This window comes from Dactylosporangium sp. NBC_01737, assembly GCF_035963215.1.
Taxonomy (GTDB): domain Bacteria; phylum Actinomycetota; class Actinomycetes; order Mycobacteriales; family Micromonosporaceae; genus Dactylosporangium.
Map to the genome: position 1 here is coordinate 5,030,773 of NZ_CP109153.1, position 25,685 is coordinate 5,056,457.

Consider the following 25,685-nt stretch of genomic DNA (forward strand, 5'->3'; position numbering starts at 1 on the left):
ATCTGGGCGAACAACCCGAGTCGGAGCATGAGCATGACAGAGACCTTCACGTCGTCCGCCTCCACGCTGGATCCCGGCGGGACCGGCGTTGACGCCGCCATGGGCGGACGCGCCAGAAAGGCCGCGCTGCTGCTGTTCGTCGTGTGCGCGGCGCAGTTCCTCGACGCGATGGACATCGCGACCATGGGTCCCGCCCTACCGCAGATCCAGCGGGAACTGGGCATGACGCCGGACGCCCTGCAATGGGTGGTGAGTGCCTACACGCTCGGCTTCGGCAGCACCCTGCTGCTGGGTGGTCGGCTGGCGGACCTCTTCGACCGTAGAAAGCTGCTGATCGGCTGGCTGTTCGTGTTCGCGATCGCCAGTCTCGCCGGCGGCCTGGCCGACGGGACAGACGTTCTCGTGGTCGCGCGGCTTGTCAAAGGCGTCAGCGCGGGATTCACCGCCCCGGTGGCGATGGCCATCCTCCTTGACGCCTTCCGTGACGAGAAGGCACGCAACCGCGCCCTCGGCACGTTCCTTGCCGTCACCACGGTCGGTTACTCGCTCGGTCTGGTCCTCGGCGGCATCCTCGCCGGCGTCACCTGGCGGCTTGTGCTGTTCCTCCCTGCGGCGGCCGCCGTCATCGTCGTCGCCCTGGCCATCGTTGCGGTGCCGGGCGGCTCCGCCCGGCAGCAGAACCGGCAGCGGATCGACGTCGTCGGCGCGGTCCTGGTGACGGGCGGCGCCATCGCGCTCGTCTACGGGATCAGCCGTGCCGCGGCCGTCGGTTGGGCCGATATCACGGTCATCGGCCCATTGGTGGCCGCGGCCGCGCTGCTGGCGGTGTTCGTCCTGGTCGAACGGGCACACCCGAACCCGTTGATCCCGCTCGCCATCTTCACCCGCCCCCAACTCGTGCGGGCCAACCTCTGCATCCTGATGTTCGGCGCCTACGTCGGCTTCCAGTTCGTCCTCACGCTCTACTACCAGGACCAGCTGGACTGGTCGCCCCTGCAGGCCGGACTGGCGTTCCTGCTCGGCGCTGTGCTCACCGGGGCGACGGCGCGATACGCCGCCGTCGCCGTCACGAGATATGGCCCCTGGCCGGTGGCGACGCTCGGCCTGCTCACGCTCGGCGTGGGCTACCTCACCTGGGCACTGCTCATCGGCCACACCAGCACGATGCTGATCCTTCTCGTGCAGCAGGTCCTCGGCGGCATCGGCTTCGCCGCCGCCTACACGGCGCTCAACATCGCTGCAGTCGGAGGTGCCCGCCAAGATGAGCAGGGCCTGGCTGCCGGCCTGTTCAACGCCGCCAGCCAGGTCGGGGCCGGGATCGTCCTCGCAGCGATCACCACCGCCTTCACCACGAACGCCGACGGCGGGCTGGGCAGCTATCGCGCCGGCCTGTGGACGATCACCGCAGTCTCCACCGCGATCACACTGCTCGCCGCTACGGGAATCCTCGCCAATCGCACGAAAGACCCGACTTCTTGACCTCCCAAATCAGTACTCAAGCTGCCGATCGCGGACCGATCCGTATCGCACATCTTCTACACCGCCCTCGGGTTCTCGGCATACGGTGACTTGGCTGGCGATGCTCCGAAGCGGGACCGTGTGCGGACAGGCTGCCTGCCCGGCGCCATACCGGAAGGACTGAACATGGCGGTAGTCGACGACGTTCGAATGCTGGGCACAGAGTTGGAGCGCTCCTACCATGCGTACGTGCGTGGGCGGTTGAAGTTCCGCGTCGGTCAGATTGTCTACGCGGCGTTCTCCCTCGACGAGAGCGTGATGGGTTTCGCCTTCCCGAAGGAGGAGCGGGCAGCGCTCGTCGGGGGGGATCCACACAAATTCCAGCTGCCCTCGGCGTCGGAGCTGCGCTTCAACTGGATCCACGCAGATCTTGCGTCGCTGGAACCCACCGAGGCCCGCGAGTTCGTCGTCGACGCTTGGCGCATGGTCGTACCCAAAAAGCTCTCGCGCGCCTACGATCTCGCGCATCCCAACGGCCCGGTCTGACGGACCCTGCCTGTGAACGACTCGCGGCTCGCTCAGCTGAGCATTTCCTGTGATCGCCGGAAGCCCGCACGGTCGTTCTGCAATATCCGGGGGCGCGGTGTCGGATCGGGGCGGTGGTGTTCGTTGCAGGGATGACGCCGCCCCACAGAAGGGGCGGCGCCGAGGCAAAACAATGTTGCGCTCGGCCCTGACCACCGAACCACGCCGTCTTGGCACCACAGGAGATGATCTTCAGATGCAGTACCTGGTTTCCGTGATCGATGACAAGAGCAATCCCGGCAGCACGGACAGGCAGCCTGCCATCAGCGCGTTCAACGAACGACTGATCGCCGAGGGCTACTGGGTTTTCGCGGGCGGACTCGCGGACACCGACGCGGCCACCGTCATCGACAACCGGGGCGAGCAGGCGGTGTTCAGCGACGGGCCTTTCGTGGAGTCGAAGGAGTACCTCGCCGGTGTCTGGGTGTGGGAGGCCCCCGATCTGGATGTGGCGCTCAAGCTCGCCACCGAGGCGTCGAAGATCTGCGACCGGAAGATCGAGGTGCGGCCGTTCCAGTGAGCGACGTCGAGGAGGCGGTCACCCGAGCCCACCACGAGGAGGGGGCCGCGGTGGTCGCCGCCCTGAACAGGCGCTTCGGTGACCTCGACATCGCCGAGGAAGCGGCGGCCGAGGCGTTCGCGACCGCCGTGGAGCGGTGGCCGGCCGACGGCGTGCCGCCCAATCCCGGCGCCTGGCTGACCACCACCGCCGTTCGCAGGGCCATCGACCGGATCCGGCGCGAGAACAAGCGCGACGACAAGCAGCGGGAGGCTCAGATGGTCTACGACGACGACCCGCCCGAGCCTCCGGCGCCATCGACGACGACCGGCTCCGGCCGATCTTCACCTGCTGCCACCCGGCGCTGGCGATGCAGACCCGCGTGGCGCTGACGCTGCGCATGGTCGGCGGCCTGACCGTGCCCGAGATCGCTCGCGCCTTCCTGGTGCAGGGGACCACCATGGAGCAGCGGATCACCCGCGCGAAGGCCAAGATCAAGGCGGCCCGGATCCCGTATCGGCTGCCGTCCGCGAACGATCTGCCGGCTCGTGTCTCCGGCGGACCCGCCGTCCTGTTCCTCGTCTTCAACGAGGGCTACCTGGCCAGCGGCCCCGATACCGACCCGGTGCGGCACGACCTGACCACCGAGGCGATCCGGCTCACCCGCCTGATCCGTGCCCTCCTGCCGGACGACGGTGAGGTGGCCGGCCTGCTGGCGCTGATGCTGCTCATCGAGGCCCGCCGCACCGCCCGGGTCTCGGCCGGCGGCGAACTGGTCGCCCTCGACGAGCAGGACCGTGGGGCCCGGGACACGGACCTGATCGCCGAGGGCCACCGACTGGTGCACGAGCGCCTCGCCGCTGCCGCCGCCGGGGTGGCCCGGGTCGCTACCAGATCCTCGCCGCATCAACGCCGTGCACACCTCCGCCCGCGACATACGCGACACCGACTGGTCACAGGTCCTCGCCCTCTACGACCAACTCGTCCGCCTCGACCCGTCACCGGTCATCGCCCTCAACCGGGCCATCGCCCTCGCCGAACTCGACGGCCCGGAGGTGGCACTGGCAGCCGTCAACCGGCTTGAGAACAGGCTGGCCGCCTACCACGCCACCCGCGCCGACCTGCTGCGCCGGCTCGGCCGCAGTCAGCAGTCGCGCGCGGCCTACGACAAAGCCATCGAGCTGGCGGGCAACACCGCCGAGACCGCCTACCTGACCCGCCGCCGCGACCAACTGCGGTAGCGCCCACGGATCCCGATCGAAACCCCGCGCAGCGGCGACCGGCCCCCGGGGCGCCCCGCCGCTGCATCCCGCAACCGGCGAGGGGCGCGCCCGACGTTCTGGAAAAGATCTTGAAGGCGGTGTCGGATCGGGCCCGGGGTGTTCGTAGTGGAGGTGAGGCCGCCCAGGAGGGCGCCCGGGGGTAAGGAAAGGACGTTCCTCATGACCACCTTGACGGAGCCGAGCTCAGTCACCACACGCCGCTCCAGTCGCCGGATGTGGGCGATCCTGGGGCTGGTGCTGCTTGCCGACGCCCTCGACGTGATCGATGGGACCATCACGAACATCGCGGCCCCCACCATCGCCCGCGAGCTCAACGGCGGTGAGAGTCTGATCAAGTGGTTGGGACCGGCGTACATGCTGGCCATGGGTGTCCTGCTCCTGATCGGCGGACGGCTGGGCGACAAGTTCGGCCAACGCAGGCTCTTCCTGATCGGCATGGGCGGATTCACGCTGGCCTCAGCGGTCGCCGGGTTCTCACCTGACCCGGCCCTGCTCATCGCCGCCCGGGTTACTCAGGGAGCGTTCGGGGCTCTGCTCATCCCGCAAGGCATGGCGATCATGACCAAAGCGTTCAGCCGCGACATGCTCGCCAAGGCGTTCGGGCTGTTCGGCCCGGTTCTCGGAATCTCCAGCGTCGGCGGCCCGGTCCTGGCCGGATTCATCATCGACGCCGACCTGTTCGGCCTGTCCTGGCGCCCGATCTTCCTCGCGAACATCGTCCTTGGCGCTGTCGGGCTGGTCATAGCCGTCAAGATCCTGCCGCGTGACGACGACGGCGACCGGTCCACCGTCGTCGACGGTTGGGGCTCCGGCCTGCTCGCGGTCACCATGCTCGGTCTGCTGTACGGCCTGATCGAAGGCTCGACCAACGGCTGGAGCGCCGTCGCTGTCGCCTCGATCGCCGTCGGCGTCCTGTTCTTCGCCGCCTTCGCCTACCGTCAGCGCACCGCAACCCACCCGCTCATCAAGCCCTCGCTGTTGAAGAACCGAGGCTTCACCTCCGCAATGATCGTGGGCCTGGCCGTCTTCGCCGCCGGCACCGGCCTGTTCTTCGTGCTGTCGCTGTTCCTGCAGGAGGGACTGCACGCCAGCCCGCGGGACGCCTCGCTCGGCCTGGTGCCGCTCACCCTGGGCCTCATCGCCGCCAGTTTCGCCGCCATGGGCGGCCTGGTCGCCAAGCTCGGTCGCAGGCTCGTCTTCATCGGCCTGGTCGTCACCCTCGTCGGTTGTGGTTGGGTCCTGGCCCTCGTCGATCACTCCGGGACGAACGTCAGCCTCTGGGCCCTCGCACCGGCGTTCGTCGTCATCGGCCTCGGTACCGGCCTCTGCTTCGCCACGATCCCCACCATTGCCCTCGGCGACGCGCAGCCAGACGAAGCCGGCAGCGCCAGTGGCTCGCTCGGCTCGATCCAGCAACTCGCTTCAGCGATCGGCTCGGCCGCGGTCACATCGGTCTTCTTCCAGGCCGCTACCTCAGGACTGGCCCATGCGATGAACGTTGCCCTCATCGTCGTTCTGGCCGTCACCGCCCTCAGCCTGCCGATCGTCGCCCTGATGCCCCGCAAGGCGCCGCAGGAACCCGGCCATTGAGTGATTCCGGTCGCGCGTTCGTTCGGCCGGTGGGTTTCGATCAGGCCGATGAGTTTCCGGGAGCTGATACGTACCAACAGATGCATCGGAAGGAGCTGAACATGCAGATCAAGGTCAACGGTGTCGAGCTGTGCGTGGAAACCTTCGGGGACCCGGCGGATCCGCCGGTACTGCTGGTCGGCATCACCGTGCTGAGCTGGCCGCAGGAGCTGTGCACGGCGCTGGCCGGGCGGTACGTGGTGCGCTACGACCTGCGCGACGCGGGCCTGTCGACGTTTGTCGACCCGGACGCGCCCACCTACGACCTGCGCGATCTGGTGACCGACGCGTCCGAACTGGTGGTGGCGCTGGATCTGGGGCGCACGCACGTGGTCGGGATAGGGGTCGGCGGTATGATCGCGCAGCTGCTCGCGCTCGATCACCCCGACCGGCTCGCGTCGCTGACGCTGATCTCCACCCGTCCGGTCGCGCCCGGGCCGGTCGATCCTGACCTGCCCGACCACGCGCCAGAGGTGATGGCGCAGGTGTTCGGGCGCACGAGGCCGGACTGGACCGATCGCGACAGCGTGATCGGGTACATGACCGGCTCCGCACGGCTGATGTCCGGGTCGCGGGGATTCGACGAGCAGGACGTACAGGCGGCGGTCGGCTCGGTCTTCGACCGAGCGCGACGCACGGCGAAAGCCCAGCGTGCGAGCCACCTTGGCAGCATGTTCGCGGCCATCGACTGCCGACCGCGGTGGCGCGAACGGCTCGACGAGATCACCGCACCGACCCTGGTGGTGCACGGGGACGAGGACCCGTTCTTCCCGCACGGCAACGGGGTCGCGCTGGCCGCGGAGATCCCGGGCGCCACGCTGCTCACTCTGCCCGGCATCGGTCAGGGCGTGCCGCGCGTGACGTGGCCGGCCGTCGTGGACGCCCTGTTGCGCCACACCTCCCGACGGCCGCTGTGACCTTCGGCCTGGTCCTGGTGATCGGGTTCGGGTAGATGTGCTTCGAGACGTCGTGGGAGTTCCGCCCTGCCGCGCATGATGGGGCCGCGGCGCGCTGCTCGCCGCGCACAGCCGCCTGGAAAGCACTCGTTCGGCCACCTCGATCGCTGGGCCCGGCATATGAACCTCGATCGTTCAGCGGGGCCAGGGACGACGTCCAATCCGACAGGTCGTATCCGACAGCGGCACTTGCCTAGTGAACGGACGGGGTGTCCCACTGCGCGGACGCGTATCCGCCCTGCCGCAACCCGACCAGCAGGTCCGGGCCGCGGGTGTAGAGCAGCAGCAGATCCACCGGCACCGTGTACGGCGTGTCCACGCCGGCTGAGATGTGGTGGCGTCGGCTATCGGCCGGCATCAGCGGCTTTCGCAGCGGTCGTGGCCCGCAGCCGGCCGAGTTTGGTGAGGAACCGGCCCAACTGCGGGTCGGTGCGTTCGGCCGGCCAGGCGATGACCTCGGCGCGTGGGTACCAGCCCCACCCGGTGAACTCGCCCCGATCTGGTGTGATCGGCTGCTCGAGGTCCAAAGCCACTGGAAACCACAGGGTGACATCCGTGTGGACGTTGTAGCTGCCGAGAATCTCATCCGGGCAGGTCAGGCGGCATGATCGTACTCGTGGGGGATGCCGCCGAGGCGGTCACGTCGATGGATGTTCAGGTGGGCGAGCCGGTGCGGGTCGGTGATCGGTTCGGGTAGCGGCGTGAGTGGCCGGGCGTTGGCGATGCCCTGATGCGGCGGGTGCCGGTTGTAGAAGACCTCGTACTCGCGTAGCGAGTGCAGCAGGTGTCGCTGGTTGAGGATTGACGTCCGGTCGAGCAGTTCACGCCGGCAGGTCCGCACTCAGCGTTCTATCACCGCGTTCATCCGGGCATCCGGACGCCGGTGAGTACAACGTTGATGCCGGCGTCGGCGAGGATCGTGTCGAACTGGGCCGGGTAGTTGCCGTCCCGGTCGCGGATCAGGTACTTCACCGAGCATCCCACGTCTTCGAGGTCCATCATGAGGTTGCGGGCGGTCTGCGTCACCCACGCCGCGCTTGGGTGCGCGGTCACACCGAGGATCCGGACGCGGCGGCTGGCATGTTCGATGACTGCCAGGACGTACATCTTGGTGCCGGTGAGCGTGACCGTCTCGAGGAAGTCCACGGCCAGCAACGCCTCGGCCTGCGAACGCAGGAACTGCGCCCACGTGGTGGTCGCGCGGGCCGGGGCTGGATCGATCCCCGCCGCGCGCAGGATCTCCCAGACTGTCGACGCGGCGACCTTGCACACGCGATCAGCCGGCTCGAACCGGACTCGCTGCCCGCCGAGATCGAGGTGGTTCACTCGATTGGGGGTTCATCCTGTGGTGGGAACATCGTTTGTGGTTCGTGCCGGGTAGCGGTCCTATGGAAGGGAGGGCTCGTTCCAGGGCCGAGGACAGTGGCCGGCGGAGGTTGTCGTGGCCGATGTCGATGTGATCGTGCAGGATCCAGCGACCGGGTTGTTCGGGTTCCGGTTGGAGTTGGGACGTGATCGGACTGGGGCGCGGAGGCAGGCCCGGCGGTCCGGGTTCGTCACGGAACGGGCGGCGCTGGACGAGTATCGGCGGTTGAGCCGGCTGCATGACGCGCAACGGCCCCGGCTGCGGTTGTCGGACGCGGTCCAGGCGGTGTGCGAGGACTGGTTGGACGCTCGGGTGCAGGAGTTGCAGCCCAACACCGTCTACAACTATGGCTGGCTGCTGGGCCTGGTCTACCCGTATGTGGGCCGGGTGCGGGTGTCCCGGTTGAGCGCGCGGATGGTGGAGGATGCTTATCGGCAGTTGGAGGCAGCGGGCTATTCGCGGACGACGTTGCGGACGTTGGATCTGGTGTTGGCGAAGGCGTTCGTGGAGCAGACCGGCCGGACCTTGGGTGTCCGTAGGCCGCGGGAGAGCGACGAACTGCGGCCGGTATGGACGCTGGGTGAGGCCCGGTGCTTCCTCGAACATGTTGCGGGGGATCGGTTGTATCCGTTGTGGCGGCTGCTGTTGATGACCGGTCTGCGCCGTGGTGAGTTGTGCGGGCTGCGGTGGTGTGACCTGGAACCGGACCTGGCGACCTTGACGGTCCGCCGGCAACGGGTGGTCGAAGATCCCGCCAGTCGGGTGCGGGAGAAGCCGCCGAAGTCGCACAATGGCATCCACAGTCTGCTGCTGGACTCAGCGACCGTCGAGACTCTGACCGGCAGCAGGCCGAGGGTGAGGGCGGCGCGGGTGTCGGGGTACATGTTCACCGGCCGTTGTGGTCGGCCGTTGCGGCCGGACAATGTCAGTGGCCGGTTCAACCGGCTCGCCGCCGCGGCCGGGGTCCGGCCGATCGGCCCGCATCAGGTCCGGCATCTGCTCGCCTCCAGCCTGTTGGATGCCGGGTACGGCATCTGCGAGGTGGCCGAGCGGCTCGGTCACGACCCGGCGACGTTGATGCGCTATTACGCCCGGGTCAGCGCGGTGCGCCGCCGTCAAGCCGCCGAGCACATCGTGGAACTGGTCGCACCGGGCGATGCTGTACCGCACGGGAATGCGGTATGCGAGCCGCTGATGCTGACATGAGGATCGGCGGGTCCGACGGCGTGCCGCCGATCGGGAAAGGGCGGGTCGGGCCTCATCAAGTGCCTGCGCGATGTCCGGCCCACGCGGTGCTGCCATGTCGCCGGACCCGGCGCTTGGTGAGGATCTGGCTGACGACGTGGACCTGTCGCCGATCGTCCACTATGGACGTGACGCAGTCCGGACCGGCTGGATCGCGGACCCCTTTACTCGGCCAGTTATACTTTGTGGTGACCTGGGAGAACGTGCTTGAGCACGTCGCTGGGGCCTCCGACGACTGGGGGTCAAGGGGTCGTGGGTTCGAATCCCGCCGTCCCGACAGTGTGAGCTGGGAATATTCAAGCTCATGATGTACACGTTGGACGGTTCTCGTTAGCGCGCGCTAACGGTGGCGCTAACAATAGTTCGGGCAAAACCGGGCAGAATGCCCTAGTCAACGCCAGGTTGGTCCCTTTTTGGGCACATCGCACTTGACGCAAAATCAAGTGCTGTCAGTGTCGCGGGGTGCCATCCGTTAGCGTTCCGTTCGCGGTAGATGTTCACCGGTCGCACCGGCCAACCACTGCGGCCGGACAACGTCACCAGCTGGCTCGCCGCCGACGTCGGGGTGCGCCCGATCGGACCGCACCAGATCCGACACCTAATCCTGGGTTCCGCAGCTACGTGTCGATCTAGTCGACGGAAACAGTTCATGAACTGGGAAAACAGGCCCCGACCAAGTGACAGGCCGTGTCACTAGGACACGCCATTTTCCCTGGTCGGAGCATTGTCAGGAAACTCGATGAGGATCGGGTCGAGAGCCCGCAGGTTCCGTCGAAGGCATCGTAGGCTCCGTGCTACCAAGCCATTCCCCACGGCCGCCTGGTCGTAGCCAGTTGTGTTGCCAGAGCCAGTGTTGCGGCAGGTGGATGGTGACGGTACGGGCGTGTCGGCTGATCCGCCCGGCGACGTTGATCAGGTGCCGGCGGATGGTGGCGGCGCGGGCGGTGGCGTGAGGTCGTCCGGCCAGGGTGGCGGCGGCGCGGGTGAGGTTGTGCGCGATGGCGATGCAGGCCAGCCAGGCGTTGTTGGCGTTGAACCGGCCGGAGGGCAGATGGGCGAGGGGCCCGTCGATGAGTTCGGCGAAGACCTGTTCGATGATGGCGTGCCCGCGGTGCTGGGCCTCGGCCTGGACGAGGACGTACGGGCTGTCGGTGAACGCGGCGTGGTAACGCCACACGGTGAACAGCGCACCCTGTTCGTCCACTGTGGATTTGTTCAGGTCGGGGACGCGGCGCGCGATGAGCCGGGCGGTGACCTCGTGGCGGGTGCCTTCGAACGCGGTGTAGGTGGTCTCGGCGATCTGCGCGCGGGAGATGAACCGCTGCTGGTCTTCGTCCCAGACCGGTTGTGGGTAGCGGATTTCGGTCCAGGCGTCCTCGCCGATCGCGGCGATCGCCTTGCGGACCTTGGCGTCGATGCGGACGGTGACCGAGAACCGTACCCTGGCCCGGCGGCAGGCGGTGATGACCGCGCGGGAGTAGAACGCCGAGTCCGCGCGGACCATGATCTCAGCCGCCGTTGCGGCTGTCGTTGCAGCTGTGGCGGGTTGGGCTGCGAGGACCGCTTTGGTGGTGGCGACGGCCTCGGCGACCAGTGCCGCCGCGCCCCGGGCTGAACCGGCGTTGCCCGCGCGGAGCTGGGTCGCGGCGATCACCGGCGCCGCGTCCGGGGTGCTGATCGTGGCGACGAGGGGGTTCAGGCCGCGCAGCAGGACCTGGTAGCCGCCGACCTTGGCGTGACCGAACCCTGCGCCCTGTTTCTGCTTGCCGTAGACCCGCCGCAGCAGCGAGTCGACGTCGACGAATGTGACCGCGCCGGCGCTGGGCAGCAACAGCGCCTGTCCGGCCAGCCGGACCAGGAACTGCCGTCCGGCTGCCTGCAACTGCCGGACGTGGCCGTGGGTGAACGCCCGCAGGAACGAGCCCAGCGTCGAGGGCGCATAAACGCTGCTGAACAGGATCGGCATCCCACCGTGACGCAGCACGTCCAGGTCCTCGATCGAGTCGGCGCCGGTCAGCATGCCCGCCACGATCGCAGCGACCTTCCCCGACGCGTTGGACCCCTTGTCCGTTGGCAGACGCAGCCGAGCAGCCACGATGCCGTGCAGGTCACACCGCTGGGCGAGGGCCATCACCGGCTCCAGCCCGGCACACGACACCAGACTCGGATCATCAAACGATGCGCGCACCCGCGTCGCGCCGTGCGATATTCTCACCCCGACGGTGCCCTCTCGAACCGGACGATAGAAGCCTCAAGAACCTCTATCTTTCCAGCTCGCGGGGGCATCGTCGCGCCCGGCCTGCCACAGCCACATCAATTTCATCGGTGGATCAGGGCTAAGGAAGACCTCCGATTGATTCGGTGGCCGGATTGCGGGGTTGCGCGCTGACCCGTTCGAGCAGGACCAGCGCGAGCACCCCGGCGGCCGCCAGCGCGACCGCGCCGATCCGCAGCGACAGCGCGTAGCCCTCGCTGGCCGCGACCAACGGTTCGACGCCGGCCCCGACCTGGTCGCCGGTGTACCGGAACGCGAGGGTCACCAGACCGGCCAGGCCGAGGGCGCCGCCGACCTGTTGCATGGCGTTCTGTACACCGGAGGCGAGGCTGGAATCCTGGCCGGTGACCTGATGCAGTGCGGCGTTGACCACCGCCGGGAAGATCAACCCGGACGAGACGCCGAGCACGATCATTCCCGGCAGGATCCCACCGACGTACGTCGTCGTGACCTTCATCCCGCTGGTCAGGAGCAGGCCGGTGGCGGCCCCGAAGAACCCCATGGCCAGCAACGGCCGGACCCCGAGGCGCGGCATCAGCCCGGTCCCGATCGCGATGCCGGCGCCGATGCCGAACCCGAGCGGCAGGTAGGACAGTCCGCCCTGCAGCGGCGAGTACCGCAGCACCTGCTGTTCGAACAGAGTCAGCAGGAACACGTAGGTGAAGAAGGCGGCCGTGTTGAGCAGCGCCAGGATGTTGGCCACGACGCGGGTGCGGTTGCGGAAGAAGCGCAGCGGGATCAGCGGATGCGCCGACCGGGCCTCGATCACGACCATGGCGACCAGCAGACCGACTCCGCCGATCAGTGGCAGCAGGACCGCCGCCGATCCCCAGGGCTGGGTGACCGCCCGCAGCAGGCCGTAGACGATCGCGGTCAGGCCGCCGGTGGCGGTGACCGCACCGGACACGTCCAGCCGCTGCCGGTCGCGGACCATCCGGCTCTCCGATACCAGCCGTGGCACCACGAACAGCACGAACACGGCCACCGGTACGTTGATGAAGAAGATCCACCGCCAGGAGGCGAGGTCGGTCAGGGCTCCGGAGATCACTGTGCCGGACACGCCGCCCAGCCCGGTCAGCCCGCCCCAGATCCCCAACGCCTTGATCCGTTCCTTGTCGTCGGGGAACAGCAGCGCGATGAGGCCCAGGGCCGCCGGCGCGGCCAGGGCCTCGCCCACGCCTTGCAACATCCGGCTCGACACCATCATGGCCGGTCCGTTCGCCAGGCCGCACAAGGCCGACGCCAGCGCGAATACGCCGACGCCGGCCAGGAACACCCGCCGGCGGCCGTACATGTCTGCCAGGCGTCCGCCCAGCAAGAGCAGGCCGCCGGCCATGAGGACGTAGCCGTTGACGACCCAGGCCAGGCCGGAGCCGTCGAACCCCAGATCGTGCTGGATCCGCGGTAGGGCAACGTTGACCACGGTCATGTCCAGTACGAGCATGAACTGGACAAGGCCGAGCACGCCGAGAGTCCGCCAGCGTCGGGGGTCCGGCTGGTTCGAGGCGGTGCTCGCCTCATAATGGCTCGATGCGCTGCCTGCGTTCACGTGCTGTCCTCCCGGTTCGGCACCCCCCATGGGTGCCGGTCGTGAGGGACGTAGAAGCTGAGGAGCCGGCTTCGACACGACGGCGCGCACTTCTTTCAGATGGGTGGAGGCTTCGGTGAAGTACCTGATCCTGCTCTACAACCGCCCGGAGATCTGGGATCAGCTCTCCCACGATCAGAAGTTGGAGCACGGACGGGCCCACCTCGTCATCACAGCCGACCTCGCGGCGACCGGGGAGTTGGTCGCATCGGAGGCGCTGACCGATCCGGCGCAGACCACCTTCGTCGAGGTACGCGACGGCCGGACCTTTACCAGCGACGGACCGTTCGCCGAGGTGAAGGAGCATCTGGCCGGGTTCTACCTGATCGACTGCGAGAGTGCCGAACGCGCGGCCGGGTATGCCGCCCGGATGCCCGAGGCGGCTCAGGGCGGAGTCGAGGTCCGGCCGATCCTGGACCTCCGCTCGGTCGGGGTCGGAGTCGATCTGTGAGACCGCCGGACCTCGAGAATCTGCTGCGGGAACTCACGCCGCATGTTCTCGGCGCGCTCGTCCGGCACCATGGCGATCTCGACGCCTGTGAAGACGCGGTCCAGGAGGCCCTCCTCGCGGCCTCCGTCCAATGGCCGGTCGAGGGCGTGCCCGACAACCCGAAGGGTTGGCTGATCACGACCGCGTCCCGGCGCCGGATCGAGGGATGGCGCAGCGACGCCGCCCGCCGCCGCCGGGAGGAGATCGCGGCCGCGCGGCAGACCGTTGATCCTGGGCCGGTCTCCACGGTTGACGACACCCTCACCGTATTGCTGCTCTGCTGTCACCCGTCGCTGACTCTGGCCGCTCAGGTCACCCTGACGCTGCGGGCAGTCGGTGGCCTGACCACCGCCGAGATCGCCCGCGCGTTGCTGGTCCCGGAGGCGACCGTCGGCCAGCGCATCAGCCGGGCCAAGCAACGGATCAAGGCCGCCGGGGGCACATTCCCGCCCGCCGCCGATCGCCTCGAAGCCGCCCTCCACGTGCTGTACCTGATCTTCAACGAGGGCTACACCGCCAGTTCGGGTCCCGACCTGCAGCGGGTCGAGCTGACCGCCGAGGCCATCCGCCTGACCCGACAACTGCGCCGGCTCAGGCCGGACGACGGCGAGGTGGCCGGGCTGCTCGCCCTGATGCTGCTGACCGACGCCCGGCGGCCCGCCCGGACCCGGTCGGATGGCGCCCTCGTGCCGCTGGTCGAACAGGATCGCGGCCAATGGGACGCTGAGGCCATCGCCGAAGGCGGTCGTATCCTGTCCGAGACTCTGGGCCGGCATCCGGCCGGGCCCTACCAGTTACAGGCCGCGATCGCCGCCGTGCACAACGAGGCTGCCCGCTACGACGACACCGACTGGCGGCAGATCCTCGGCCTGTACGACGTCCTCCACGCGGTGGCGCCCGGACCGATGGTCAGCCTCAGCCGTATCGTCGCGGTCGCCATGGTCCATGGTCCGCGGGCCGGTCTGCAACAGTTGGACCGGGCCGAGACCGATCCCGCGCTGGCCAGCCACCACCGGACCCACGCGGTGCGCGCGCATCTGCTCGACCTGGCCGGTGACCGGGTGACCGCCCGCGACCACTACGAGTTGGCGGCCCGGCGGACGCTCAGCGGCCCCGAACGCGGCTACCTCGAAGCCCGGGCCGGTCGGTGATGGCTGGCGCAAGCTGGCGGCACCTGGCCCGAACGCGGCGCTCAACCGCTCAGTAGCATGAGCGACGCCTCGGAAGCGAGGTGATGGAGAGGTGGCGTCCGCGCTGGACCGGTGGGAACTACCCGAGGCTGAAAGGTCGGGGTGATTACGGTGGTTGGGGTTGCAGGGCGAGCCCCGTTTCGGCGATGAATGCGGCGAGGAGGTCGGGTCGGTACTGCATGCTCGTGAGCCGGGTCCGCACGATCGCGGCTAGCGACCCTGAGTCTTGGCCGACGTGATGGCGCACAAAGGGCCCGTGATGGTGGCGCGCAAGTTCTCCAGCGTGGACGCAACATCACGAACGGCACTTGATTGGAGGGCGCTAACCTCAGCCCTTCGTTATGGGCTGCCCACATGGTGGGTCAATAGAGAACAGGTGCCGTCTGAGCTGGGAAGATAGGACTTGTCTAGGGTCATATCCATCCCGCCCGGAGGGCACCTGCATGGTGAAGCGTACCGGAGCGCGCCCGAAGATCGTGGTGAGTGGTGACGGGCGTGGCGTGGTCAGCCATGCCGGTGCCCGGCTCCTCGCCGATGTCGCCGCAGTGACCGGCCTTGCCGACGTCAGATCGCGCTCGTCGAGTCTCCCATCGTGTCGAGGTCGCGGACGGCGAAGCTGTGGTGTGCCCACTCCTCGTTGAAGATGACCCGCAGGCACGCGGAGGCGGCACGAGGGGCCGGCGAAGGCCAGCCGGACGGCACCTCCGGCTCGCGGACCCGGTCCAGGTCCTCCTGGGTGGCGGTGGCGAGAAACTCCCGCACCTCGGCCACACGGTCGGCCCGGACCGCCGCTACCTCGGCGAGGCTCGGCTCGGCAGCCAGGTCCATGCCGAGGTCCGCGCCGTTGGTGATGAACGCCGCCGGCAGCCCGAGCGGATGGTACGGCCGGTCCCGCCCCAGCACCGCCTGGCCGAACCACAGGTCGGTGACCATCACCAGATGCCGCAGCGTCTGCACGAACGACCACTCCCCGTCCACCGACCGGTGAACGTCCTGCTCCGGCATCGATCCCGCCCGCGCCATCGTCGGCGCCCAGAACGCCTCGACCGTCTCCCATGCGATCCGCATACCGTCCGGTGTGGACGGACGCAGTCGCGTGCGCTCCGGGTGCAGACGGTCCAGCTCGGCCTCGACCAGCGGTGCAACCTCGACGCCGTTGACCCGCAGCCCGTCGATCACCCCGTCGAGGTCGGCGCCGTTGAGCAGGGCACCGCGGATCCGGACACCGCTAAGATCCACCTCGCGAAACACGCTGCCCGCAAAGTTTGTCTCGATGAACTCGGTGCCGCTCAGGTCATCCGGTCCGCTATAGGTTGCCATCGCCGGATCCTAGCCTCAGCCCTTCGTTATGGGCTGCCCACATGGTGGGTCAATAGAGAACAGGTGCCGTCTGAGCTGGGAAGATAGGACTTGTCTAGGGTCATATCCATCCCGCCCGGAGGGCATTTGCATGGTGAAGCGTACCGGAGCGCGCCCGAAGATCGTGGTGAGTGGTGACGGGCGTGGCGTGGTCAGCCATGCCGGTGCCCGGCTCCTCGCCGATGTCGCCGCAGTGACTGGCCTGACCGCGGCGTGCAGCGATGCGCTCGCCGGTGTGCGGCAGCGTCGCGGTGGTCACGATCCTGGTCGGGTCGCGGTCGATCTGGCCGTCATGCTGGCCGACGGTGGTGAGGCGATCGCGGACCTGGCCGTGCTGCGGGACCAGGCGCAGTTGTTCGGGCCGGTCGCGTCCGACCCGACCGCGTGGCGGCTGCTGTCCATGATGGACAGTGACATGCTGCGCCGGCTCGCCACCGCGCGGGCGCAGGCGCGGGAAACCGCTTGGGCGCAACGGATCGACGTCCGTAGTGGGCTGCCGGAAACGACCGCGGCCGGGCTACCCGTTCCCGGCCTGGTCCTCGATCTGGACGCCTCCATCGTCATCTGCCATTCCGAGAAGGAGGCGGCCACACCGACCTGGAAACGCTCGTTCGGCTACCACCCGCTGTTCTGCTTCCTGGACAACACCCGCGAAGCGCTGTCCGGGATGCTGCGTGAAGGGCGGGCCGGGTCGAACACCACCGCCGACCACATCACCGTCCTGGACGACGCGCTCACCCAGATCCCGGACCAGTTCCGGCACGGGACCCCGATCCTGATCCGCGCCGACTCGGCCGGCTGCACCCAGGGTCTGCTCGCCCACATCCGTGGCCTGCGCGGTGACGGTGTCGACGCCAGATTCTCCGTCGGAGTCGCGATCACCGAACCGATCCGGCAGGCGATCCTGACCGCCAAAACGTACAGTCGGTGGGTGCCGGCCCTCGACAGTGACGGGGAACCCCGTGACGGCGCCGACGTGTGCGAACTGACCGGTCTCGTCCCGGACGACGGCTTCCCGCCCGGGACCCGGTTCATCGCCCGCCGCGAAGTGCCGCACCCGGGTGCCCAACTGTCGCTGTTCGACACCGTCGAAGGCTTACGCCATCAGGTCATGGCGACCGACACCCCAGCCGGTGGCGGGTCGGTGCAGTTCCTCGAGGCCCGCCACCGCGGCCACGCCCGCGTCGAAGACCGCATCCGCACCGGGAAAGACACCGGCTTCGGCCGGTTCCCCTCCCGCGTCTTCGCCATCAACGCCGCCTGGCTGCAACTCGCGTTGACCGGCATCGACCTGCTCTCCTGGACCCAGATGCTGCTCCTGCACGGCGACCTCGCCGTCGCCGAACCGAAGAAGCTGCGCTACCGACTGCTGCACATCGCCGCACGCCTCACCACCTCGGCCCGCCGCATCCGCCTTCGCATCGCCGAACATTGGCCCTGGGCAACAGATCTCGTCGCTGCGTACAGTCGTCTCGCCGCACTGCCCCGACCGGTCGGCTGAACCAACCCAACCGACCCTGCGATCAGCCCTGGAGGAACCCGGCCACGCGCCGGACCACCGTCACGCCCAAACGCCGAACCCCGGACCAAGAAAGATCAACTCTCAGAACACCTCCCTTGATCAACACTTAGCGAAAGACCGAGGCTAACAACGCGCTCACAGCGGAGATCAATTCCAGGCGGACACGGAAGCATGACGCAACACCGGCCAACACGCAGCCGTGTTAATATGGGCAGGTCACTTGGATGTGAGAACACAGGCCGACACGAGCCGATACTCCACAGTGGAGCCGTTGCAAGCCTGGGGGTCAAGGGGTCGTGGGTTCGAATCCCGCCGTCCCGACGCAGGTCAGAGGGCTGATCCATTTTTGGGTTGGCCCATTTTGGCTTTGTGGGGACCAGATCGGTCAAGTGCTGCTCGCATAGCGCACCTTGACCACTGGTCAAGACAGAACCACGGCTGTCAGTGGTCACCCCTGAAAGATCTTCCACCGGATGTCGAGGTGGCGGAGCGGCTCAAGGTGTGCGCGGTGTCGAGCGCTGGTGAACGTGTACCAGGTGGCGCCTTCGGCCGGGGTGAGTTGCACGATGAGGCCGTTACCGACATGGAATTCGGTGTCCGTCGATGGCCACCATCGATTTCGCAGCGGTACACGTCGGAGTTCTTGGGTGAGTTGCTGCGCCTGCTCGGTCGTGAGGTTCGCGGAAGCGAGGTAGGGGCCGGTGAACGACGCCTCGTACAGCGCGAAGAGTAGTAGGAATGTGCTCAGGGGATGGGGGTCGACGATCGGTTCGTCCGTCCAGTACCGGTACAACACCGTTGGATCGGGCGTCGCCGGATCGAAGGCGAGGACGAAGCCGCCCTGGTTCTCGGCGCCGAACTCCAGCCAGCCGTCCTCGCCTGGATGCAACATATGAGGCGGGAACAGGTGATCCTGCCGGCCGAGTACCTCGTCGCGTCCGGCCGCCGCGGTATGGAACGAAGCGAGCGCAGCGGGAACCGATCGCGGCACCACGACGTCTCTGCGCGGCGGCACGTCGGCATACCAGCCGGTGATGAACTCGCGGGTCGCTGCCACTGGGTCGTCCGGCACGAGGTCCAGCCATGTCGTGGACGGAGGCGGCGGTGGGTGCAGCGGCGGCCGTGCCCGGTCCAGCGCCTCAAATGGCAGCGCGTGTCTCAGACGGAGCCGGTACTCGACAAGCCTTTCCTCACAAGGGTCATAGACACCGCCACCCCCGAGGGCAATGGGACCAAGCGGCATACAGCCGCCTTCGACGCGCACGAATCCGAGCAGCGCAGTCTCCGTTGCCGGGCTGCGCGGTCCTTGGTGAATGAGGTCCTGGAGGAGAAACGTGTTGACTTCATCCGGGAGTGGCCCCGTGAGCTTGAGTAGCTGGCGATCCTGCACGGCGGTACCGTCCGGCCGGTCACCGGGTTCGACAACTACGATGAACGCATCGGGGCCCAGCACGTAGGTCGCGTACGGCGTCCGATAGACCCGTGCTCCAGCGCCGGACAGCGTGACGACATCCGGCTCGGAGACCACATCGAACCCGCCCGGCCACGGTCGGCTCCCTGACTCGCTCGTCAACATCGCCGCGAAGTTAGCAGATTCCGCATGGTGTGAGGGCGCGCATTGCCGGGGCTACCGCGACTCGGGGACCTGACGGGGACCGCACGTCGTGCGTGATGGTGGACGGCGCACCTCGGACCGCACGCGCTGACCGTATGCATACCGTGTTTGACGTGCGGAAACGTTGACCCCAATGGTCTGGGGGTCAAGGGGTCGTGGGTTCGAATCCCGCCGTCCCGACCATGGCTGACCAGGCAAGATTCAAGATCTTGCCTGGTTTCCGCTAACGGTTCCGCTAACGGAGATCGCGCACAGTCGGTCGAGTTCTCACCCCGTTAGCGGAGGAGATCGACCCATGGCTATCTTTAGCTACCAGCTGTCCCGTGGCCAGACGCGCTGGCAGTTCACCATCGACCTACCCCCGGCGGCCGACGGTCGGCGTCGGCAGATGAACCGGAAGGGCTTCCTCCGTCAGGAGGACGCTCAAGCGGCGGAGACCGAAGCCCGCAAGACCTACGCCCGTGCCGACCTGGCCGCCGACGGCAGCTTCGCCGCCGAGCTGGAGCAGTGGCTCGGCGAGCGGGAGCTGGACGTGCAGGAAACGACCCTCGGCAACTACCGCGACATCGTGTGGTGCTACATCTCACCTCACCTGGGCAGCCGGCAGGTGTACACCCTCGACAAGCGAGCCATCCACGACCTGTACAAGACGTTGCTGACGCGGGGCAGTAAGCGCGGTGGGCCGCTGTCGCGCACGACGGTGGGCAACGTGCACCGGGTGCTGATGAAGGCCCTGGCGGATCTGCATATCGAGATCGAGGGCGTCCGCAAGCCGCGGCGGGAGCAGAAGGAGACCGCCGGTCGGAAGGGCGTCTGGACGGCTGAGCAGGCCGGCCGGTTCCTAGCCTGCCACGCCGAGCACCGGTTGTATGCGGCGTGGGTGCTCGCCATCGTCGGTGGACTGCGCCGCGGCGAGCTGCTCGGGCTCAAGTGGGACCGCGTCGACCTCGATGGCGGTGTACTGCAGGTGTACTGGCAACGCACCACCACCTCGCGCGATGGCGCCATCGAGAAGGCACCCAAGAGCAAGAGCAAGCGGTCGGTCGCGATCGGACCCGGCGAACGCCGACTTCGGCGGCAGCCACGGGCCAGGACGGATCGATGACTTCACCGCTCAAGTCTGCCTCGATCTTGCCAACACTCAACGCAACGGAGCCCCCGCGCCGGCTCCTGTCCGGGGAACCGCGGCCCGGCCCGAACCGCGGCATCCCGCCGACGGCGCCGCCGGATTCCACCACCGCGGCCGCCCACCGAAGGGTGACGGGCGACTACCCGCTGGCAGGTAGAAGCGATACCCGGTTGGCGGGCCCGGACGACGGATGGTAGCGGCGATGATCACGGCCTCCCGGAATCGAACACTTGGGGTGCACGGTCCTGATCTCGGCTTGTTGTGGAGGCCTCTTCATCGTGGGTGCGCAGACCGCGGCATCGGAAGCATCGGACTCGGCGTCGTCCGCCTGGGCGCCGTTGCGTTCTCGTGCGTTCCGTGCGGTGTGGCTGGTGACCCTTGCCGTCAACATCGGCAACTGGATGCAGGCGGTTGGTGCGCAGTGGCTCATTGTCGGCGCACCGCAGGCCGATGTGCTGATCGCCCTGCAGCAGGCCGCCGGCATGCTGCCGATGTTGCTGGTGGCCGTGCCGGCCGGCGTCATGGCGGACATCCTCGACCGCCGCCGGCTGATCATCGGCGTGCAATTGTGCACGGTGGCGATCTGCGCGGGGCTCACGATGGTGACCATCGATGGCACCGTGCATCCCGGGGTGCTGCTGGCAATGCAGTTCGCCCTGGGCGTCAGCGTGGCGTTGAGCGTGCCCGCACTCGGCGCGCTCACCCCGGACCTGGTCCCGGGCTCGCAGCTGACGCAGGCGTCGGCGCTCGGTTCCATCAGCATGAACCTGTCACGAGCGGTCGGCCCCGCCATTGCAGGGTTGCTCATCCCACGGATGGGTCCGGCCTCGGTCTTCGCGGCCGACGGCCTTGCCGTCGTGATGTTCGTCGCGGTCATGCTCCGGCTCCGCCTCGCCCACCGGCCCGCCACGCGCCGCCCTGAGCGTTTCGCTGCCGGTCTGCGCGCTGGCGCCCGGTACATACGACACGCGCCGGTCGTGCAGCGGATCATGCTGCATGCGCTGCTCTTCCTGCTGCCGGCGTCAGCCCTGTGGGCGCTGCTGCCGATGTTCGCGAGCCGGCACCTGCACCTGAGCGTGGTCGGGTACGGCATCCTGCTCGCAGCACTGGGCGTCGGGGCCGTCCTCGGCGCGCTGTTCCAGCCGCGGCTGCGTGCCGCGCTGTGCGGCAGGCGCATCGCTCTGGCGGCCGGCGCTACGTATGCGTGCGCGGTCCTCGTGCTCGCGTGCGTGCAGCAGCCGATCGTGGTCGCGGCCGCGCTGGTCCCGGCCGGCATCGCGTGGGTGGTCGCGCTCGCCCACGTCAACGCCGAGGTCCAGAACGTGTTGCCGGCTTGGGTACGGGCCCGAGGACTCGCTGTATACCAGGTCGTCATCTTCGGTGGCCAGGGCATCGGCGCTCTCGCCTGGGGCTTCTGCAGCAGCCAGATCGGTACCCGGTGGACGTTCGTGGCGGCTGCTGGCTGCCTCGCCGCCGCGGTCTGGGCAGCGTGGCGCCAGCCGCTGCACGACACGACACGTATGAGCCACCACCCGGCGGCGATGTGGCCGGAGCACCCCGCGGTGGAGGTCGAGCCCCACCCGCACGCCGGTCCGGTCCTCGTGGTGTGCAGGTACCACGTGGCGACGACGGATGAGGATGCGTTCGTAGCCGCGATGCGCGACGTGGGTCGCTCCAGGCAACGTACCGGAGCGAACGACTGGCGCCTGTCGCGTCCACTGGGCACGACGGGGGAGTTCGTAGAGACCTACGCGCTGCTATCCTGGGACGAGCACCAACGCCACATCCACGACCGCAACACCGCCTGGGAGAAGTCACTGCAAGACCGTGCGGCGTCCCTCGCGGCCGGCCCGCCCCGCGTCGAGCGGTTCGTCGCTCCGGGCATCCACGTGTACCGCTCCGGGTCGGGCACCGCCGAATCGGCGGACGACATGCGCGCGCTCGACCTGGTCAGTGCCGCCGGCTGACCGCAGTGATGGCGCGGCGTCGGTGACGCCGCATCCCGAGGGCGCGAGAGGATCATCAGGCAATCGTGTAGGTGCCGATTAATCGTCCTGTGGGGCTCGTAAGTCGGGTTTCGGCTACGCGGCCTGCGTGTATTCGTTGATCAGCCCGCCCAGGATCGGGCGTCGTTGGACCCGGGCGGCGGCGAGGTCGACGACGTGCGGTGGCGGGTTCGATGGTCGTTGGCCGAGTGATCGGTGTGGTCGGTGGCTGGCTGAAGGCCGGGGTGGTCGAGGCCGGGGTAGGGTTCACGCCCACCATCGAAGGCGTGCCGCAGGGTGGTGTGGTCAGTCCGCTGATCTTGAACATTGCCTTGCATGGGTTGGAGGAGGCCGCCGGGGTTCGCTATCGAGGCGGTATCCACGCCGACGATGTCGTACCCGGCAGCCCGGCGGTGACCAGGTACGCCGACGACCTGGTCGCCTGCTGCACATCCAGGCAGCAGGCCGAGCAGGTCAAGGCGAGGCTGGCCGCGTGGCTGGCGCCGAGGGGCCTTGCGTTCAATGAGGCCAAGACCCGGATCGTGCACCTCACCGAGGGTTCGCGTTCCTGGGTTTCGACCTGCGGCGCTACCGCAACGGCAAGCTGCTGATCAAGCCGAGCGAGACGGCCATCAAGGGGGCCTGGACGGACATCGCGCGACACACCCTGGTCAAGGGGAAGGCGTCAACCGACGACCCGACCTGACCCGGTACTGGGCGCGACGCCGACGCAGAGTCAAACCTCCACTGGATTCCTACACCGTTCGCCTGCTGTCCAAACAGGACGGACGGTGCACCCTGTGCAGGGACGACCTGCTGACCTTCGCGGATCCGCCCCAGACCCCGCAGGGCTGGGAATGGTGGTACCTCTGGGTCACCAAGAAGGCGATCGCGGCGGACTACCTCGTCCACCACGACCAACCCGGTACGTCACGCGATCAACGAACACACCTGGTACACGCCCACTGCTCCCGGAGAAAGCATCCTGTCCGGGCAGCAACGGTCACCGCGCAGTAGCAGCAGAAGCCCGAACCGCCCTCGTGGCTTGCTTGGGCCGTATGCGTGGGAACGCGCTCGTACGGTCCTGAAGGGGCCCCGGCACAGCAATGCGTCGGGGCTACCTGGCTAGAACTGTTCGAACTCGTGCAGGGCGTGGAGCAGGTGCTACTGGTTCCGGATCAGGGGTCCGGTCCAGCAGTTCGCAGGCGGCAGGTCTGGACCCACCGTTCCATGATCGAGTTCATGCTCGGCATGCGGATGCCGCTGAGCATGACGTCGATGCCGCGTCGGCGAGGACGGTGTCGAACATTTCGGGGAACTTGCCGTCCCGGTCGCGGATCGTGTACCGCGCTCGGGAACCGGTGTCTTCGAGGTCCATGACAAGGTGCTTCGCGGCCTGTGCCACCCATGCGGTGGTTGGGTGCGGGGTGGCGCCCAGGATGTGGATTCGGCGGCTGGTGTGCTCGATCACCGCGAATACGTACATCCGTGCTCCGGTAAGGGTGACTGTCTCCAGGAAGTCGCAGGCCAGCAGGGCGTCGGCCTGGGAGTGTAGGAAGTCGGCCCAGGTACTGGCCGCCCGCTCGGGCGCTGGGTCGTTCCCGGCGTCTTGCAGGATCTCCCAGACGGTGGATGCGGCCACCTTGATCCCCAGTACGAGCAGTTCGCCGTGCAGTTGCCGGTAGCCCCAGCTGGGATTCTCCCGTGCCAGGCGCAGCACCAGGGTCCGGACGGAGTGCACGGTGCGCGGCCGGCCCGGGCGCTTGGGTCGGGAGACGGCCGCGTGACGGCGGGTGAGCAGGTCACGATGCCAGCGCAGCACCGTGTCGGGGCGCACCAGCAGCCGCACCCGGCGCAGCACGTCGCGCGGCAGCCTGTGGAGTAGGGCCGCCAGGAACGCCCGATCGCTCGCGTCGAACCGCACCTTGTCCTTGCCCAGTTGGCGTTCCAGCACCGTGATCTGATGGCGCAGGGCAAGGATTTCCACATCCTTGTCCCGATTGCTCGTCGGCAGCAGCCGCAGCACCGTGAACGCGTTTGTCACAGCCAGGTACGCCAGTCGCAGCAGCACGGCAGCCCATCATGCCGCATCGATCACCAGCTACGCCCAGGCCCAGCAACCGGATCAATATCTCCGACACCCCACACCGGCCCTCACCAGGGCGGATGGGGTTTTCGGCAAGCGCACCGCCGGCATCATGCGGCCCGCCGGGCGGTGCCGGTTTCCGCGTCGCGGTCCGAGGTACCGTGCGTGCGGTGAATGACGCTGCCGCGCGGCCGGTGCGGATCTGCACGGTCGGCTACGGTGCCCGGCCGATCGAGGCGTTCCTGGCGATCCTGACCGACGCCGGGGTCGACACCCTGGTCGATGTGCGCCGGTTCCCCGGATCGCGCCGGCATCCGCAGTACGGCCGGGACGCCCTCGCCGCCGCCGTGCAGCAGGCCGGGCCACGGTACACCTGGCAGGGCGAGACGCTCGGCGGACGCCGGCAGGGGCGCCCGGGCTCCCGGCACACCGCGCTGCGCAACGCCGCGTTCGCCGCCTACGCCGACCACATGGACACCGCGGAGTTCCGCACCGCCGCAGACGATCTGATCGCCCGGGCCGCGACCGGACTGCCGGTCGTGATGTGCGCCGAGACGCTGTGGTGGCACTGTCGCCGCATGCTCGTCGCGGACGCGCTCGTGCTGCGCGGCGCGGTGGTCGAGCACCTGCTGGAGGCCAGCGCCGGCCAGCCGCACCGCCTCACCCCGGGGGTCCGCCGCGGCCCGGACGGCTGGCCGGTCTACGACGTCCAGCAGCCGCTGCCCGGCCTGTGACCACACACCGGCGAACTCCACACGCTGCGCGGCCCGCACGTGGCCTTCGGACCGGGGTCAGCCGTCCTGTGGCGGGACGTCGCCGTCGTCGTGGTCCGCCTCGGCCTTCGTGTGGTGCACGGTGCCCGGACGGTGGTCCGGCGGGCCGTACACGGTGGCGATCCGCAGTGGGCCGTCGCCGTCGTTGACGAAGTTGTGCCTGGTGCCCTCCGGCACGACCACGACGTCGCCGGCGGTGAACGGCTGCTTGCGGCCGTCGAGGATCGACGTGCCCCGGCCGTCGACGGCGATCAGGACCTGGTCGATGCCTTCGTGGACCTCCTCGCCGATCTCCCCGCCGGCTGGGATCGTCATGATCACCAGCTGGGTGTGCCGGGTCGTGTGCAGCACGTGGCGGAAGTCCTCGTTCGACCGGACATCCTCGAACAGGTCGCCCTGGTACGGCTCGTACTCGGCCATGATGCCCCCTTCTCGTCCTGGACATCCCACCTGCCCGGCCCGCACGGGAACGAAACGGGCCGGAACCGGGTGGCGTGTATGCGCCATATCCGTTTCGTGTACGGCAGGCGTTTAGTCTCATTGATCATTCCCAATTGATGAGGGAGGACCGATGTCCCGGTTCGTCTGCACGGTGAAGCACACCAGGTACGTCATCGGCGCCATGGCCGGCGTCTTCTTCGCGACCTGTAGC

Annotated in this window: 23 protein-coding genes and 1 pseudogene; 14 read left to right on the forward strand and 10 right to left on the reverse strand. The window is 68.2% G+C overall.

The genetic code is table 11. The features are described from left to right. The first annotated feature begins 33 nt into the window (after positions 1 to 33). From OHA72_RS22745 to OHA72_RS22770, 6 genes and pseudogenes are all read left to right on the forward strand, one after another. Positions 34 to 1,479 carry an MFS transporter gene (locus OHA72_RS22745; protein WP_327009795.1) on the forward strand — a complete coding sequence of 482 codons (1,446 nt, stop codon included), beginning with the start codon at positions 34 to 36 and terminating at the stop codon, positions 1,477 to 1,479. A gap of 165 nt (positions 1,480 to 1,644) precedes the next feature. Beyond that, the gene (locus OHA72_RS22750) at positions 1,645 to 2,004 is read left to right on the forward strand and encodes an MmcQ/YjbR family DNA-binding protein (RefSeq protein ID WP_327009796.1); all 360 of its coding nucleotides are present in this window, start codon (positions 1,645 to 1,647) and stop codon (positions 2,002 to 2,004) included. A gap of 235 nt (positions 2,005 to 2,239) precedes the next feature. Then, a complete protein-coding gene (locus OHA72_RS22755) occupies positions 2,240 to 2,563 on the forward strand; it encodes a YciI family protein (protein ID WP_327009797.1) in 324 nt (107 codons plus the stop codon). Then, positions 2,560 to 3,783, forward strand: a pseudogene (locus tag OHA72_RS22760) (RNA polymerase sigma factor). The gene OHA72_RS22755 and the pseudogene OHA72_RS22760 overlap by 4 nt, the downstream one beginning before the upstream one ends. A 201-nt stretch (positions 3,784 to 3,984) precedes the next feature. After that, on the forward strand, positions 3,985 to 5,415 hold the full coding sequence (locus OHA72_RS22765; RefSeq protein ID WP_327009798.1) for an MFS transporter: 1,431 nt from the start codon (positions 3,985 to 3,987) through the stop codon (positions 5,413 to 5,415). Positions 5,416 to 5,516: 101 nt separating this feature from the next. Continuing rightward, a complete protein-coding gene (locus OHA72_RS22770; protein WP_327009799.1) occupies positions 5,517 to 6,371 on the forward strand; it encodes an alpha/beta fold hydrolase in 855 nt (284 codons plus the stop codon). Positions 6,372 to 6,603: 232 nt separating this feature from the next. On the opposite strand, the gene OHA72_RS22775 is transcribed toward OHA72_RS22770, so the two are convergent. From OHA72_RS22775 to OHA72_RS22790, 4 genes are all read right to left on the reverse strand, one after another. Next, a complete protein-coding gene (locus OHA72_RS22775; RefSeq protein WP_327009800.1) occupies positions 6,604 to 6,729 on the reverse strand; it encodes a hypothetical protein in 126 nt (41 codons plus the stop codon). A gap of 25 nt (positions 6,730 to 6,754) precedes the next feature. Next, positions 6,755 to 6,943: a hypothetical protein gene (locus OHA72_RS22780; RefSeq protein WP_327009801.1), complete on the reverse strand. Its 189-nt coding sequence runs from the start codon at positions 6,941 to 6,943 to the stop codon at positions 6,755 to 6,757. 62 nt (positions 6,944 to 7,005) lie between these two features. Beyond that, a complete protein-coding gene (locus OHA72_RS22785; RefSeq protein WP_327009802.1) occupies positions 7,006 to 7,251 on the reverse strand; it encodes an integrase in 246 nt (81 codons plus the stop codon). Between the two features lie 20 nt (positions 7,252 to 7,271). Then, positions 7,272 to 7,736, reverse strand: coding sequence for a hypothetical protein (locus tag OHA72_RS22790; RefSeq protein WP_327009803.1), 465 nt, complete (start codon positions 7,734 to 7,736; stop codon positions 7,272 to 7,274). Positions 7,737 to 7,851: 115 nt separating this feature from the next. Between OHA72_RS22790 and OHA72_RS22795 the strand changes: the two genes are divergently transcribed. After that, positions 7,852 to 8,982, forward strand: coding sequence for a tyrosine-type recombinase/integrase (locus OHA72_RS22795; RefSeq protein WP_327009804.1), 1,131 nt, complete (start codon positions 7,852 to 7,854; stop codon positions 8,980 to 8,982). Positions 8,983 to 9,748: 766 nt separating this feature from the next. Here OHA72_RS22795 and OHA72_RS22800 read toward each other — a convergent pair. Continuing rightward, entirely contained in the window at positions 9,749 to 11,236 is a 1,488-nt protein-coding gene (locus tag OHA72_RS22800) for an IS1380 family transposase (RefSeq protein WP_327009805.1), read from the reverse strand. Between the two features lie 121 nt (positions 11,237 to 11,357). After that, entirely contained in the window at positions 11,358 to 12,845 is a 1,488-nt protein-coding gene (locus OHA72_RS22805; RefSeq protein ID WP_327009806.1) for a DHA2 family efflux MFS transporter permease subunit, read from the reverse strand. Positions 12,846 to 12,960: 115 nt separating this feature from the next. On the opposite strand from OHA72_RS22805, the gene OHA72_RS22810 reads away from it, so the two are divergent. Together OHA72_RS22810 and OHA72_RS22815 are read left to right on the forward strand one after the other, a co-directional pair. Continuing rightward, positions 12,961 to 13,335, forward strand: a complete 375-nt coding sequence (locus OHA72_RS22810; protein WP_327009807.1) for a YciI family protein — start codon at positions 12,961 to 12,963, stop codon at positions 13,333 to 13,335. Further along, positions 13,332 to 14,525 carry an RNA polymerase sigma factor gene (locus OHA72_RS22815; protein ID WP_327009808.1) on the forward strand — a complete coding sequence of 398 codons (1,194 nt, stop codon included), beginning with the start codon at positions 13,332 to 13,334 and terminating at the stop codon, positions 14,523 to 14,525. The genes OHA72_RS22810 and OHA72_RS22815 overlap by 4 nt, the downstream gene beginning before the upstream one ends. A gap of 603 nt (positions 14,526 to 15,128) precedes the next feature. On the opposite strand, the gene OHA72_RS22820 is transcribed toward OHA72_RS22815, so the two are convergent. Next, the gene (locus tag OHA72_RS22820) at positions 15,129 to 15,884 is read right to left on the reverse strand and encodes a DinB family protein (protein ID WP_327004316.1); all 756 of its coding nucleotides are present in this window, start codon (positions 15,882 to 15,884) and stop codon (positions 15,129 to 15,131) included. A gap of 130 nt (positions 15,885 to 16,014) precedes the next feature. On the opposite strand from OHA72_RS22820, the gene OHA72_RS22825 reads away from it, so the two are divergent. Next, positions 16,015 to 17,424 (forward strand): IS1380 family transposase, encoded by a 1,410-nt coding sequence (locus tag OHA72_RS22825; protein ID WP_327009809.1) that lies wholly within the window; start codon positions 16,015 to 16,017, stop codon positions 17,422 to 17,424. 469 nt (positions 17,425 to 17,893) lie between these two features. Here the strand turns inward: OHA72_RS22825 and OHA72_RS22830 are convergent, their stop codons facing one another. After that, the gene (locus OHA72_RS22830; protein WP_327009810.1) at positions 17,894 to 19,021 is read right to left on the reverse strand and encodes a hypothetical protein; all 1,128 of its coding nucleotides are present in this window, start codon (positions 19,019 to 19,021) and stop codon (positions 17,894 to 17,896) included. Positions 19,022 to 19,355: 334 nt separating this feature from the next. Here OHA72_RS22830 and OHA72_RS22835 point away from each other — a divergent pair, with 334 nt between their 5' ends. The 3 genes from OHA72_RS22835 to OHA72_RS22845 all read left to right on the forward strand — a co-directional run bounded on the left by OHA72_RS22835 (position 19,356) and on the right by OHA72_RS22845 (position 22,785). Next, on the forward strand, positions 19,356 to 20,165 hold the full coding sequence (locus tag OHA72_RS22835; protein WP_327009811.1) for an Arm DNA-binding domain-containing protein: 810 nt from the start codon (positions 19,356 to 19,358) through the stop codon (positions 20,163 to 20,165). A 254-nt stretch (positions 20,166 to 20,419) separates the two neighbouring features. Continuing rightward, positions 20,420 to 22,156, forward strand: coding sequence for an MFS transporter (locus OHA72_RS22840; protein WP_327009812.1), 1,737 nt, complete (start codon positions 20,420 to 20,422; stop codon positions 22,154 to 22,156). Positions 22,157 to 22,383: 227 nt separating this feature from the next. Then, on the forward strand, positions 22,384 to 22,785 hold the full coding sequence (locus tag OHA72_RS22845) for a reverse transcriptase domain-containing protein (RefSeq protein WP_327009813.1): 402 nt from the start codon (positions 22,384 to 22,386) through the stop codon (positions 22,783 to 22,785). A gap of 629 nt (positions 22,786 to 23,414) precedes the next feature. Here OHA72_RS22845 and OHA72_RS22850 read toward each other — a convergent pair. Continuing rightward, positions 23,415 to 24,245, reverse strand: a complete 831-nt coding sequence (locus OHA72_RS22850) for a helix-turn-helix domain-containing protein (RefSeq protein ID WP_327009814.1) — start codon at positions 24,243 to 24,245, stop codon at positions 23,415 to 23,417. 185 nt (positions 24,246 to 24,430) lie between these two features. Here OHA72_RS22850 and OHA72_RS22855 point away from each other — a divergent pair, with 185 nt between their 5' ends. Next, the gene (locus OHA72_RS22855; protein WP_327009815.1) at positions 24,431 to 24,994 is read left to right on the forward strand and encodes a DUF488 domain-containing protein; all 564 of its coding nucleotides are present in this window, start codon (positions 24,431 to 24,433) and stop codon (positions 24,992 to 24,994) included. A gap of 57 nt (positions 24,995 to 25,051) precedes the next feature. On the opposite strand, the gene OHA72_RS22860 is transcribed toward OHA72_RS22855, so the two are convergent. Next, positions 25,052 to 25,453: a cupin domain-containing protein gene (locus OHA72_RS22860; RefSeq protein ID WP_327009816.1), complete on the reverse strand. Its 402-nt coding sequence runs from the start codon at positions 25,451 to 25,453 to the stop codon at positions 25,052 to 25,054. Positions 25,454 to 25,685: the final 232 nt, after the last annotated feature.